The sequence below is a fragment of the Phenylobacterium montanum genome (assembly GCF_018135625.1).
Lineage (GTDB): Bacteria > Pseudomonadota > Alphaproteobacteria > Caulobacterales > Caulobacteraceae > Poindextera > Poindextera montana.
On record NZ_CP073078.1, the window covers coordinates 969550 to 983455 of the forward strand.

Genomic DNA, 13906 nt, shown 5'->3' on the forward strand with positions numbered 1-13906 from the left:
TTATACCTTTGCCGACTGGGTTCGCCTGAGGCGCGAATGAACGATCTGCGTGAGTTGTCTCGATTGCAGACGCTGAAGGCCTACGGCGTGCTGGACACCCAGCCCGACGAAGCTTTCGATCGCCTGACCAGCCTGGCCGCAAGCCTGTTCGAGGCCCCGATCGCCCTGGTCTCGCTGGTGGACGCCGAGCGGCAGTGGTTCAAGTCGCACCATGGGCTGGATGTCGAAGCCACGCCGCGCAGCTGGTCCTTCTGCGCCCATGCCCTCGCCTTGCCGCGCGGCGGAACCCTGGTGGTCGAGGACGCGACGCTCGATCAAAGGTTCTGCGACAACCCGTTGGTCTGCGGTGACCCGCATATCCGCTTCTATGCCGGCGCGGTGCTGACCGCGCCGAACGGCGACAATCTCGGCGCCCTGTGCGTGATCGACAGCCAGCCCAGGCCTTCGCCGTCCGTCCAGGACCTCAACCGCCTGCAGCTGCTGGCGGGGATCGCCATCGACGAACTGGAATTCATGCGGGCCAAGCGACTGGCGGACGAGCAGGAGCGCCTGCTGAAGATGGCCGAGCGCATCTCCGGCGTCGGCTCCTGGCGCCGTGAGCAGGCCACGGGCCTGGCCTATTGGTCCGACGAGGTCTTCCGCATTCACGGCCTCGGCCGCGATGAGTTCGACCCGCACTGGGACAGGATCATCGACCTCTATCACGAGGACGACCGAGCGTTGCTGGAAGCCATGGTCGAGGAGGCTCGACGCACCGGGCGCGGATACGAGCACGAGCTGCGCATCCGCCGGCCGGACGGCGAGATCCGCGACGTGATGTTCAAGGCCGAGTGCCAGACCGACAACGAGGGCCGGGTCACCGATTTCTTCGGCGTGCTGCAGGACGTGACCGAGCGCAAGCAGATCCTTCGTGAACTGGCGCGGGCGCGCGACGAAGCCGAAGAGCAAGCCCAGCGCGCCCTCAGGGCCGAAAAGGTTGCCGGACTGGGGCACTGGCGCTTCGATGCCCAGACCCAGGAACTCTATTGGTCGCCTGAGATGTATCGCATCTACGGCCTCGATCCGACCGAGCCCCTGGAGCGGGATCGCCTGGTCGCGATGACCCACCCGGAGGATGTCGAGAGCACCGGAACAATGGTCCAGCGGGCTCTCGACGGCGATGTCAGCGACGAGCAGACCGTCACAAGGATTTTTCGGGGTGACGGCGAACTGCGTTTCGTCGCCGGCCGCTGGCAGGTCGAACGTGGGCCCGACGGCGAGATTCTGGCCGCCGTCGGCACCGCCCTCGACGTGACCGAGCAGAAGCGGGCCGAGGCCGAACTGCTCGAGGCCCGCGCCGAAGCCGAGGCCGCCGCGGCGGTGAAGAGCGTGTTCCTGGCCAATATGAGCCACGAACTGCGCACGCCCTTGACCAGCATCGTCGGCTTTACTCGCCTGGCCCTTGAGCAGGACGGCCTGACTGGCCTCGCCCGCGACTATGTGGAACGCGTCGCCGACGCAAGCCGGGCGCTGCTCAGCAGCGTCAATGACATCCTGGATTTCTCCAAGCTCGAGGCCGGCCAGGTCAATCTGCACCCGCAACCCACCTCGCTCTCGCATCTGGTCAAGACCACCCTCGACCTGTTCATCCCCCAGGCGGCGGCCAAGGACCTGAAACTGGACTTCGTCGCCGGCCCCGGGGTCGAGCATCTGGTGCTGTTGGTCGACCCGGACCGCGTGCGTCAGATCCTGCTCAATCTGGTCGGCAACGCGGTGAAGTTCACCGAGCACGGCGGTGTCACCCTGAGCGCGGCCTATGACGAAGCTCGCGGCGAGCTCAGCGTCGATGTCGTCGACACCGGCGTCGGCGTTCCGGCCGAAAAGCAGACCGACCTGTTCCAGCGCTTCTCGCAGGTCGACGGTTCGTTGACCCGCAGCCACACCGGCACCGGCCTGGGCCTGGCCATCTGCAAGGGCCTGGTCGAGGCCATGGGCGGCGCCATCGGGGTCGAGAGCGCCGCCGGCCGGGGCAGCCGATTCTGGTTCCGTATCGCCGCGCCCCTCGATACCAGTCGCCTCAAGCTTGCCGGGGGCGACGGCGCAGTCGATGCGGGCGGCGCGCTGAGCGGGCTGAAGTTGCTGGTGGCCGACGATCACGCCGCCAATCGAGAGTTGGCCCGGCTGGTGCTGCTAGGCCTCGGCGCTGAGGTGGCCGAGGCTCAAGATGGCGAGGAGGCCGTCGAGCGGGCGACCGGAGCGCCGTTCGACGTGATCCTGATGGACCTCCGGATGCCGAGACTGGACGGGCTGGCGGCCATGCAGCGTATCCGACGGTCAGACGGCCCGAACCGGACGGCGCCGATCCTGGCCTTCACCGCCGATGTCGACGCCAATGTGGCCGCACGGTTGAAAGAAGCGGGCTTCGACGCACTTGTGGCCAAGCCCCTGAACCTGCATGCCCTGATCGAGACGGTGATCGGGGCCGTCCGAGCCGAACGCAGCCCGACTGGCTAGGCCGACTGCTGGCTGAGCGCCACGCTGCGCGAGCGGTAGAGTTCGTCGATCTCGCCCGCCCCCACCGGCCGGCTGAACAGGAAGCCCTGGACTTCGGAGCAGCCGGCGCCGGTCAGGCGTTGCAGCTGGTCGGCGGTCTCCACCCCCTCGGCGATCACCGACAGCTTGAGCGCACGGGCCAGCTTGACGATGGCCCCCACTACCGCCTCGGACTCGGTGTCCATGCCCAGATTGGCGATGAACGAGCGGTCGATCTTGATGCGATTGATCGGGTAGCGCTTGAGGTAGCTCAGGCTGGAATAGCCGGTGCCGAAGTCGTCCAGGGCCAGGGTGAAACCCATCTGGCGCAGCTGGCGCAGCATGTCCTGGGTCTCGGGGTCGTCGCCCAGAAGGAAGCCTTCGGTTATCTCCAGCTCGAACTGCCGCGGGTCGACGTTCAATTCTTCGACCAGTTCGGCCACACGGACAGCAAAATCCTTCATACGCAGCTGGTTGGCCGAAATATTCACCCCCACCTTCAGCCTGCCCCAACGGCGGCTGTCCTCGAAGGCCCGGCGCAGGGTGAACATGCCGAGTTCGACGATCAGGCCGCACTCCTCGGCGATGGAGACGAAATAGGACGGCGGGATGTCTCCACGCTCGGGGTGGCGCCAACGGGCCAGGGCCTCGACGCCGCTGAGCACGCCGCGGCTGTTGACCTGGGGCTGATAGACCATCTGCACATCGCCGCGCGCCAGGGCGTCGCGCAGGTCGGTCTCCAGGAGGCGGCGGGTCCTCATCGCCGCGTCCATCTCGATCTCGTAGAAGCAATAGCCGCCCTTGGCCGTCTCCTTGGCCCGGTACAGGGCGAGGTCCGCCTGGCGCAAGGCCTCGGGCGGTTCGATCTCGGCGTCCGCCACCAGCGAAACCCCGATCGAGCAGCCGGCGAACACCCGGACCGACCCCAGCTTGATCGGCTGGGCCATGGTCTTGCCCAGGCGCTCGGCCAGGGCCGCGGCGCTTCGGGCGGTGGCGTTCAGCTGCACCAGGGCGAACTCGTCGCCGGACAGCCGCGCGAACGTGTCGCTGGAGCGGCACTGGCCGGCCATGCGCTTGGCCACCTCCCTGATCAGCTGGTCGCCGACGTGGTGGCCGAAGGTGTCGTTGACCTCCTTGAAGCGGTCGAGGTCGATGCAGTGCACGGCGATCTGCTGGCCGCCCCGGCGCATCTGGTCCAGCGCCGCGCCCAGGCGATCGAAGAACATCACCCGGTTGGGCAGGCCGGTCAGGCTGTCGTGATAGGCCAGGTGCGCGGCGCGGGCCTCGCTGGCGATCATGCCCTGGGCCATGCGCAGGCTGCGGCGGTATAGATAGAGCGCCAGCAGCACCAGGCACGAGACCACCATCAGGATCGGCGTGACCACCCGCTGGGCCAGGGCCCGTCCAGGATCCTGCGGCGTCCAGCTCAAGGTCGCCAGCGCCCGCCCCTGATCGTCACGGATCGTGATGTGGGCGAGATCAGGCGAGGGCTTGCCGCTCGGCGGCCCAAGGCTGAAGCCGGTCAGCAGGAAGCGTTCGCCGAAGGCTCCCAGAAACGCCCGGTCGATCGGCATCCGCGTGACGACGATCGCGGCTCGCGGACCGAGCGGCTTGGCCAGACCCATATCCGGCTGGACCAGGGTCGCGGTCAGGATGCCGAGCCCCCCTCCCGCCGAAGTGATGGTCGCGGCCTGGATGGGACGAGAAAAGGACTTGCGGTCAAAGTTCGCCTTGGCCGATTCCCGCGCCGCTTCCGCCGCTCTTACCCTTGCGACCAGGCTTTGGCCGGCCCCGGCGAAAGCCGTGTAGCGATCGGCCGGAACGGTCTGCAGGCCTTCCGAGGCGTAGCGAGGCCGGTCCCGGCCATCGAGCACGAACACGCGGTCGAAGCCGTCCACGTGATCCAGATAGGCGCTGAGATTGTCATAGGCCCAGCGCGGATCGAGGCGATTGTCCAGCCGGCGCACCGCCTCGTCCCACTCGACCTGGGGCGCGACCATTTGGCCGACTTCCTGAGTGCGCTCGATCAGGCCATTCTGCACAACGGCCTGTTCCCGGTCCCGGGCGCTCACGTCGAACTGGCGCACCAGGATAAAGGCCATGGCCACAAGAAGGCCCAAGGCGAAGATGGCCAGCACCACCAGCGGCCAGAAGAAATCCGCCTTGAAGGCTTTCTGAGTCATGGCGGAAAGGGCGAAGTCCCGGCGGCTGTTGGCCAAGAGATGCGCCAAACTGGGCTAACGCCCGGCAAAGCTTCGTGGATAAATTCGCGCTAACCTAAAAAATTGTGGCGTTTTGCCGCATGCAATCTGAAGCTGTGACCTCGATTCACAGCCAACCTATTGGCTGGTTTGAGCATTTGATTTCTTCTGCAGAACACGCCGAAGAGAAACCTTTGCCCGGATATGTTCGCTTCCTGACCGTGGCCGCCTCACCCGTCATACGATGTAGTGCCCGCTGACCGCCAGGCTACTGGCGTGAACGCCGAGCAGCTTGATCACGTCGCCGTTGGAGAAGCCGACCGTGGAATAGGTCCCATAGTCGGTGAAGGTCGGCGTCAGGCCCGCGCTCTGGAAGGCGGAGATGTCGATCCTGTCGACCGACGTGAAGTCGGTGACCGTCTCCAGCTTGTCGGCCACGCCAACCACGAAGGTGTCCGCTCCCCCGCCGCCGGTCAGGATATCGGCCCCGGTTCCGGCGGTGATGACGTTGTTCATCGTGTTGCCGACCAGGGTCACGGCGCCGGCGGTCTTGGCGACAAGGTTCTGGACATTGGCCGACAGGGTGTAGCTGCACCAGGCGTTGACAGTCTCGTTCGGCGTGCCGGCCGCGACCTGGACCACGTCATTCGAGTGCGAGACGCTGAAGACGTCGTTGCCGCCGGCGCCGCCGACCAGGGTGTCGCCGCCGTTGACGCTGGTCAGGTAGTTGCCGCCAGCGGCGTTGCCGATCGCCGTGGTCCCCGGCGTGGTCAGGCGCAGGCTGTGGACGCCGGTCGGCAGGGTGTAGCTGACCGAGGAGATGATCAGGTCGCCGGTCTGGCTGGAATTGTTGATCACCACATCGCCGGTGTTGTTGACGTAGAAGGTGTCGACCCCGGTCCCGGCCACCAGGGTGTTGGGTCCGCCGAGGCTCGTCAGGGTGTCGTTCAGGGCGTTGCCGGCGCCGGTCAGGCCCGACCCGTTCAAGGTCAGGTTCTGGATATTGGCCGGCAGGGTGTAGCTGCAGGTGGCGATGACGCTCTCGTTCGGCGTGCCCGCCGCGACGGTGATCTGATCGGCGCTGTTGTAGACATAGTAGGTGTCGCCACCCGTCCCGCCGGTGATGTTCTGGGCCGCCACATTCAGGGTGACCGTGGTCGGCGCGCTGGAGCTCAAACTGTCGCTGGCGATGTAGGTGAAGCTGTCGGCCCCTACATAGCCGAGCGTCGGGGTGTAGCTGAACGAGCCATCGCCGTTGAGGGTCAGGGTCCCGTGGCTCGGGCCGCCATTGGTGGCCAGGGCCGCCGTCAGGGTCAGGCCATTGTTGTCGATGTCGTTCGCCAGCACTCCTTGGGCCGCGCTCACCGCAGTCGCGACATCGCCGGCGGCGCCATAGGCGTCGACCTGGGTGGTCGGCGGCGGATCCAGCACGTTGATCGTCACTGTGGTCGGCGTCCCCGCCGACAGGATGTCGCTGGCGACGTAGGTGAAGCTGTCGGGCCCCGCATAGCCCAGGGTCGGCGTATAGCTGAACGAGCCGTCGGCGTTCAGCGTCAAGGTGCCGTGCTGCGGGCCGCCATTCGTGGCCAGGGCCGCGGTCAGAAGGGTCAGGCCGTTGTTGTCGGCGGCGCTCGCCAGCACGCCTTGGGCCGCGCCGACGCTCAGGGTCTGGCCGGCATGGCCGTCATAGCTGGCGGCCTGGGTCGTCGGCGCCTGGGCGGCGACATTCAGGGTGACGGTGGTGGGCGCGCCTGACGCCAGGCTGTCGCTGGCGATATAGGTGAAACTGTCGGTTCCGGCGAAGCCTGCGTTTGGGGTGTAGGTGAACGAGCCGTCTGGGTTCAGGCTCAGCGCCCCGTGTTGGGGGCCGCCATTCTGCGCCAGTGCGGCGGTCAGGCTCAGGCCATTGCTGTCGGCGTCTCCGGCCAGAACGCCCTGCACCGCGCCCACCGCCAGCGCGTGGCCGGCGCTGGCGCCATAGCTCGCAGCCTGGGTCGTCGGCGCCTGGGCGGTGACGTTGAGCGTCACGGTCGTCGCGGCCGAACTCCCGAGGCTGTCGCTGGCGACGTAGGTGAAGCTGTCAGTACCGGCGAAGCCCGCGGTCGGCGTATAGGCGAACGAGCCGTCGGCGTTCAGGCTCAAGGTCCCGTGCTGCGGACCGCCGTTCTGCGCCAGGCTGGCCGTCAGGGCCAGACCGTTGTTGTCCACATCATTGGCCAGAACGCCCTGCCCTGCCGTCTGGATCAGCGTGGCGCCGGCATGGCCGGCATAGGCGTCCGCCTTGGCCGTCGGGGCGGTCTGGCCGACGTTCAGGGTCACCTTGGTGGGCGAACTGCCGCCGGCGCTGTCGCTGGCGACATAGGTGAAGCTGTCGGCCCCGGCATAGCCGGCGGCGGGGGCATAGGTGAAGGAGCCGTCGACGTTCAACGTCAAGGTTCCGTGCTGTGGGCCGCCACCGGCGATGAGGCTGGCGGTCAGGGCCTTTCCGTTCGGGTCCGTATCGTTGGCCAGCACGCCCTGGGCCGCAGCGATCGACAAGGTCGAGCCGGCATGGGCGGAATAGGCGTCGGCCGCAGCCACCGGCGGCTGAGGCGTATGGATGGCGCTGGGCGCCGCACCCGAAGAAAGGTTCAGGCTGGACAGGCTATAGGCCCGCACATAGTCGACCTGCATCTGAGCCGAGGCGAAGCTGCTGGGGGCGTTGCCAGGCCAGTTGCCGCCGATCGCCAGGTTCACCAGCATGTACATCGGCTTGTTCATGCCGGATGGCGTCGCAGTCGTCGCGACCTCCACCCCGTCGACATACCAGGCCAGCGTCGTCGGCGTCCAAAGCACGCCGTAGGTGTGGAAGCCGGTGCTGTTGCCGGGCACGTAGGACGAAAAGCCCGTGGCGGTCACCGTCCCGCTCGAATTCACATAGTGCGAGGTCTCGTAGACGTTCTTGCCGCCGATCTGCTCCATCACGTCCAACTCGGGGGGCCAGCTGCCGTCGGCCGGCAGCAGCCAGAAGGCCGGCCAGACACCCTGCCCCGACGGCAGTTCGGCCTTTATCTCGAAATAGCCGTAGATCTGGGTGAACGACTTCTGGGTCGTCAGAAGGCCCGATATGTACTTGAAATTGTTGAGCGCCGCGAGGTCTTGGGTTGGGGTCTGGCTGGCGGTGATGGTCAGGACCCCGTTGCTGATCGAGAACGGGTTCAGGCCGAGTGCCGTCGTCCCGCCGGCGCTGCCGGCATAGCTGGGATCGACATAGATCTCCTGTTCGCTGTTGGAGGTCAGGGTGCGGCTGGCCCAGGAGCCGGAACCGGTCTGGTTGCCGGACAGGAAGTTGGTCTTCCACGTTCCGGCTCCCGTAGACGAATTCCAGAGGCTCAGACTGTTGAACTCGTCGTCAAAACTGGTCGCTACGCCGGTCAGGTTGAGGCTGAGCGCAAAATTCGACGCGGTCAGCGACGAGGCCAGGGTGTTGCGGATCAGGATTTGCTGGGTCGCGGAGATCGTCAGCAGGGTGTCGGCGCCCTGCTGGGCCAGGTGCGACTGCAGCTGGCTGAAAGTGGAAAACGGCGAACTGGTCAGCTGGATGATGTCGGCGTTCGCCCCGCTGGCCTGGAAGCCGTAGATCACATCGGTGGTGGCGTTGGCGCCGAACTGGAATTTCTCGCTGCCGGCCCCATTGTCGACCATCACGTCCGAGCCCGAACCCGCCACCAGGGTGTCGCTGGCCGCCAGGGCGATCATCAGGTCGGCGCCGCTGTTGCCGACGCCGATGATGTTGGCGGCTTCCAGGTTCAGGTCGTTGACATTGGTCGGCAGGGTGTAGCTGACCCAGCTGTTGACCGTATCTGTGACACTGGTCGAGGACACCACGATCTGGTCGGAACTGTCGGCGATGCCAAAGGTGCAATCTGCGGTTCCGCCGACCAGGGTGGCGCCGCCATAGGAGTCGCTGAAGGAAGTCGCCGTCGTCGTCGCGGTCAGGGTCTGGCCATAGGCCGTCGTCGAAACCCAGGCATGGGCCGCAGCGCTGGTGGCCATGGTCTGACCAGTGAAGTTCAAATAGACCGTCGACATGACATCTGCCCCGTTGCGCTCGAAAGGGCCGCTCGCTGCGCCCCCGGGGGCCTTCCCGGACTTGCCGCGGCAAGATCCGGCGGGCGATCGCTGGAGGCTTAACGGCTCAAGCGACCCCCGAAAGGACCTCAACCCCTTGTTCGAACCAATTATTACTTGGGCTTTTCACGTCGTACGGAGTAGGCAGCCTGACGCAGGGAAAGTAGATAAGAATCAATTCACCAACAGAATTAACCAGCTGATCAATCTAAACTCTATCTGAACCAAGCTTGGCTTTAGGTCGCCAGGCGACGCGCGCATGGCGGCCATCACAGCTTCGAGAGCCACAACTCCGCCTTGCCGCCCAAAAACCTCTGGCTAAACACCCAGATGGCGCGAGATCCGCCGAGGGACGCGAGCGGCAAAACCTTGCCCGCACAAGGGTTCACTGGCTCCGCTTCGCAGAACGTCGGTAGGTCGGCGCCCAGCGATGCGGCGACGCGCCTCACGCCGCCAGGCCCCTGCCTGTGCGGCTTCGCCGCAGGCGCCTCAGGCCAGCAGGGTCTGCGCTTCGGCCCATAGCCGCCGGACCAGGCCAGCCGCAGGCTCGGCGCGGGCCAGGGCCGCGGACTGCCCGGCCCAGGCCTGCATGCGCTGGACATCCCCCGCCCTCTGCCCTTCGGCCTTCATGGCCGCGGTCAGGCCCCGCTGCACAGGATAGGGCGCCGGCGCTGGCGCGCCAGGTTCGGCGAAGGCGCGGGCGAAGGCGGTGGCCACGCCACGGCCGAGACGGCCGCTGAAGGCCCGGGTCGGCATGGTGGCTTCGGGCTCCAGGTCCGCAAGGGCGTCGGCCCAGGCGGGATGGACGCCAGCCTCCGGCGTCCGCAGGAAGGCGGTGCCGATCTGTACGGCGCTGGCGCCCAAGGTCAGGGCCGCGGCGATCCCGCGCGCGTCGGCGATCCCGCCCGCGGCGATGATCGGCAGGTCGATGTGGTCGGCCAGCCGCGGCACCAGCGCGAACAGGCCGACCGCATTGCGCTCGGCGGCGGCGTTGTCGAAGGCGCCACGGTGACCGCCGGCCTCGAACCCCTGGGCGATGATGGCGTCGGCGCCGGCCTTCGCCGCCTGGCGGGCTTCGGCGAGGCTGGTGGCCGTGGCGAACCAGGCCACGCCGCGGTCCTTCAGCTGCGCCACGAAGGCCGGCGGAAACACCCCCATGATCGAGGACACCACCGAGGGGCCGGCCTGCAGCAGCGCCCGGCACTGGGCGTCGAAGTCGCGCAGGCGGACGTCGCCGGCCTCGGGCGGAACCTCCGGCCCCCAGCCGGCCATGAAGGCGCGCACCTTCTCCTCGGCCACCTCATCCCGAACCGGCGCCGGCTCGGGGATCCAGAGGTTGATCTGAAAGGCGCGGTTTGTCCGCCCGCGGAAGGCGGAGGCCCAGTCCAGGATTTCGGCCGGGCTGTTGGTCAGCGCCCCCATGGCGCCCATGCCGCCGCCCTCGGCCACCGCGACCGCCAGCTCCACAGGGCAGGACCCGGCCATGGGCGCCTCCAGGATCGGCGCTTCCAGGCCATAGCGCTCGCAGAAGGCCTGGACACGGGCTCTCGGCTTGGACTGGATCGCTGACTGCGGCATGGCGCAACTCCAGTGTGGTTTCAGCGGGAAACTAGCTTTCCCGGGTCTGCCGCCGCCAGAGGGCGGCGTATTCTCCGCCCTGGGCGATCAGGTCCTCGTGCCGGCCGCGCTCGACGATGCGGCCGCGGCGGATGACCAGGATCTGGTCGGCGTCGGCGATTGTCGAAAGGCGGTGGGCGATGACCAGGGTCGTCCGCCCCGCGCGCACCTTGCGCAGCGTGGCCTGGATCGCCGCTTCCGTGCGACCGTCAAGGGCGCTGGTGGCCTCGTCCAGGATCAGGGCGCGCGGCCGGGCCAGCAGAGCCCGGGCAAGGCCGACCCGCTGGCGCTCCCCGCCGGAGAGCTTCAGCCCGCGCTCGCCAACCCGCGTTTCCAGCTTGTCGGGCAGGCTTTCGATGAATGGCGCGAGCTCGGCCGCCCTCGCCGCTTCCCATATCTCCGCCTCGTTGGCGTCCGGCTGGCCGAAGGCGATGTTGGCTTTCAGGGTGTCGTTGAACAGGGCCACGTCCTGAGGCACCAGGGCGATCGCTTGGCGCACCGAGGCCTGGCGGGCCTGGCGCAGGTCCACCCCGTCCAGCATCACCCGCCCACCCTGCGGATCCAGCAGGCGCAGGGCCAAGCGCGCGATGGTGGTCTTGCCCGAGCCGGACGGCCCGACCAGGGCTGTGGTCGTGCCGGGCGCCACACGGAAGTCGATATCGCTCAGCCCCAGCGAGCGGGCGCCGTGCTGGAAATGCACGTGCTCGAACGCGAACTCAGCGCCCTGGCCAGTGGCGGGCGGCAGATCCACGGCGTTCGGCGCGTCCAGGATATCCGGCTTGACCGCAGTCAGGTTGAGCATCTGCTCCATGTCGATGAAGGCCTGGCGGATCTCGCGATAGTTCATGCCGAGAACCGCTAGCGGGCCATAGACGGTCTGCAGGATCATGATGCAGGCCATCACCCCGCCGATCTGCATCCGGCCGGCCATCACCTCCACCCCCGCCATGAGGGTCATGGCCATCAGACCGAGGCTCAGCACCACGCTCTGCACGGCGTTGAGCAGTTGCAGGGAATTGTTGGCCTTGGTGCTGGCCTGGGCATAGGCCATCATGGCCTCGCCATAGCGCCCCACGGTGCGCTCCTCGGCGCCGAAGGTCTTGACCGTCTCGAAATTGATGAAGGCGTCCACCGCCAGGCCGGCGGCCTCGGAATCGGCCTCGTTCAGCGCCCTCCGGTGGCCGATCCGCCAATTGGAGATACGGAAGGTGAAGGCGGTGTAGATGACGATGGTGACGATAGCCACCAGCGCCAGCCGGCCGGCATAGTGGCTGGTCAGGACATAGGCCGCCATCAGCAGTTCGAGGACGCTGGGACCCAGGCTGAACACTACGCTGCGCAGCAAAAAGTCGGTGGAGCGGGCGCCGCGGTCGATGACCCGGGCCAGGCTGCCGGTCTGCTTGGTTTGATGGAAGTCCAAAGACAGCGAGAGGCTGTGGCCGAAGGCCTCCACCGCGGAACGCGCCAGGGCGGTCTGCGAAACCGAGGTGAAGATGGCGTCGCGGGCATAGGGCGCTGCGGTGGAGATGAAGCGCAGCAGCACCCAACCGAGCGCAAAGCCGATGAAACCGATACCCAGGCCTTCGGCGGGGCTGCGCCCCTTGGCGAGGTGATCAATCGCCTGGCCGATCAGCACGGGCGCATAGACGCCGGTCCATTTGCCGATCAGGACAAGGCCCAGGGCCAGGGCCAGGCGGGTTCTGAGCCCGCTGGCGCGAGAGCGGCCGACCAACCGGACGAGGTCGGCCATCGAGGTCCAGAAGCTGAAGCGGGCCGTGGCCGGGGCCACCGCTCCAGGCGCAGGCCCCTGCCCCGCGCGGGCGCCGTGGGCGGCATGATGCAGGCTCAAGGCTGGGCGCCCTCGCCGATCTGGTCTGCAGCCTGAATCAAGAGCCCTCCTGAGCCACTCACGTCTTACGGATCGAGAATGAGGCTGGTCTGCCGGCCGCCGCCGGGGGTCATCCAGTCCACCCGCCAACCGTTCGCCTGCCGCGCTGCGTGGAACGGCTGACCCGATATGGGGGCCGGCGGCTGGACCGCAATATCGGCCACGGCCATCTGTCCTCCACCGACGACCCGGATCTGGTGGGGCCCGGCCTTCAGCGGCGAGGGCGCGGAGATGAAGAAACGGCCGTGGGCGTCGGCCTTCACTTCGCCCGAAGCCGTAGCCCCGTCCATGGCCAGCCGAAGACCGGTTCCGGTCGGCGCGAAACCCGAAACCACGCCGCCGCCCGCGGAGTCGAAGTCGACCGCGGTGATCCGCAAGGCGCCGCCCTCCCCGCCACCCAGGACCGTGGCGCCGCCGCCCGCCCTCAGCAGAGCGCCAGGCCGTCCGGGCGCCGGCAAGGTGACCACATAGCCCTCGCCCTGCACGATGCGGCCGCCGAGGTCTTCCGACAGGCCGTATATGCCCCCGCCGGGCGGGGTCGGCATGGACCAGGCTCCATCCCCCGTGACCGTGCCGCCGTTGGCCGCACCGTCGGGCGAGAGCAGGCGCACACGGGTGTTCGGCTCGGCCTGGCCGCTCAGGATCACCCCGCCGTCCTGGGCGCGCATGGCCGCCTTCACCTGGGGCGGCCGCACATAGCCTGCGTCTGCGTCGTTGTCGGCGGCGGGACTTGGCGGCTGGACATGGCGCCAGTCGCCCCCCTTGCCGCAGGCCGCCAGGGCCAGGAGAACCAGGCCCGTCGCAGCAGTCCGCGCCAGGCGTCCCGGATCGCAAAGCCCTTGGCCGGCGCTTAGCCTTGTGTTCACTGTCCGCCGCGCAAGAATCGATGGGTTGCGTAACCGACTCGCGGCCCCGTCGCGGGTGGTCTGAAAGCGCTTGGCCGGCTCAGGAGTAAGCATCATGTCCGATCTCGAGCACAGGATCGGCTCGGTCTGTGTCTATTGCGGCTCCTCGGACGCGGCGTCGCCAGCCTACCTGGCCGCCGCATCGGCGTTCGGAAAGCACCTGGCCGCCGAGAAGATCCGCCTGGTCTATGGCGGCGGCGGCGTCGGGCTGATGGGCGCCTGCGCCCGGGCGGCCCACGGCGCCGGCGGCCGCGTGCTCGGCATCATGCCCGATTTCCTGCGCAAGCGGGAAGCCCTGCTGGACGAGATCGACACCGTCGTGGTCAGTTCGATGCACGAGCGCAAGATGATGATGTTCGAGGCCGCTGACGCCTTCGCCGTGTTCCCAGGCGGCATCGGCACCCTGGAAGAGGTCATAGAGCTCTTGTCCTGGCGGCGGCTGGAGTTGCACCGCAAGCCGATCGTGTTCTACGACCCTGACGGCTTCTGGGAGCCCCTGTTCGTGCTCCTGCGTCAGTTCGTCGACCAGAACCTGGCGCCCAAGGCTTTCCTCGACGTCTGGCGCGCCGTTCCGAGCATTGATGCGGTCCTGCCGGCAATGCGCGAGCTAGGGCTCGATGAGAGCCCGCCCTTGCCCAGCCTGATGCCGAGGGTCAGCTGAAAATAAAAGCCGC

At 67.6% G+C, this 13906-nt stretch carries 7 protein-coding genes; 2 read left to right on the forward strand and 5 right to left on the reverse strand.

Annotation, left to right across the window (positions count from 1 at the left end; genetic code table 11):
* Positions 1-36: 36 nt before the first annotated feature.
* Complete coding sequence (locus tag KCG34_RS04385; protein WP_211939181.1) at positions 37-2493, forward strand: GAF domain-containing hybrid sensor histidine kinase/response regulator; 2457 nt, start codon at positions 37-39, stop codon at positions 2491-2493.
* On the opposite strand, the gene KCG34_RS04390 is transcribed toward KCG34_RS04385, so the two are convergent.
* The 5 genes from KCG34_RS04390 to KCG34_RS04410 form a co-directional block, all read right to left on the reverse strand.
* Positions 2490-4730, reverse strand: a complete 2241-nt coding sequence (locus tag KCG34_RS04390) for a putative bifunctional diguanylate cyclase/phosphodiesterase (RefSeq protein ID WP_211939182.1) — start codon at positions 4728-4730, stop codon at positions 2490-2492. The two genes, KCG34_RS04385 and KCG34_RS04390, sit on opposite strands and share 4 nt — an antisense overlap.
* 219 nt (positions 4731-4949) lie before the next feature.
* Complete coding sequence (locus tag KCG34_RS04395; RefSeq protein WP_211939183.1) at positions 4950-8783, reverse strand: cadherin-like domain-containing protein; 3834 nt, start codon at positions 8781-8783, stop codon at positions 4950-4952.
* Between the two features lie 528 nt (positions 8784-9311).
* Positions 9312-10400, reverse strand: a complete 1089-nt coding sequence (locus KCG34_RS04400) for an NAD(P)H-dependent flavin oxidoreductase (protein WP_211939184.1) — start codon at positions 10398-10400, stop codon at positions 9312-9314.
* Positions 10401-10431: 31 nt separating this feature from the next.
* Positions 10432-12189 (reverse strand): ABCB family ABC transporter ATP-binding protein/permease, encoded by a 1758-nt coding sequence (locus tag KCG34_RS04405; protein WP_211940711.1) that lies wholly within the window; start codon positions 12187-12189, stop codon positions 10432-10434.
* Between the two features lie 164 nt (positions 12190-12353).
* On the reverse strand, positions 12354-13193 hold the full coding sequence (locus KCG34_RS04410) for a hypothetical protein (protein WP_211939185.1): 840 nt from the start codon (positions 13191-13193) through the stop codon (positions 12354-12356).
* Positions 13194-13287: 94 nt separating this feature from the next.
* On the opposite strand from KCG34_RS04410, the gene KCG34_RS04415 reads away from it, so the two are divergent.
* Positions 13288-13893 carry an LOG family protein gene (locus KCG34_RS04415; protein ID WP_211939186.1) on the forward strand — a complete coding sequence of 202 codons (606 nt, stop codon included), beginning with the start codon at positions 13288-13290 and terminating at the stop codon, positions 13891-13893.
* The last annotated feature ends 13 nt before the right edge of the window (positions 13894-13906 follow it).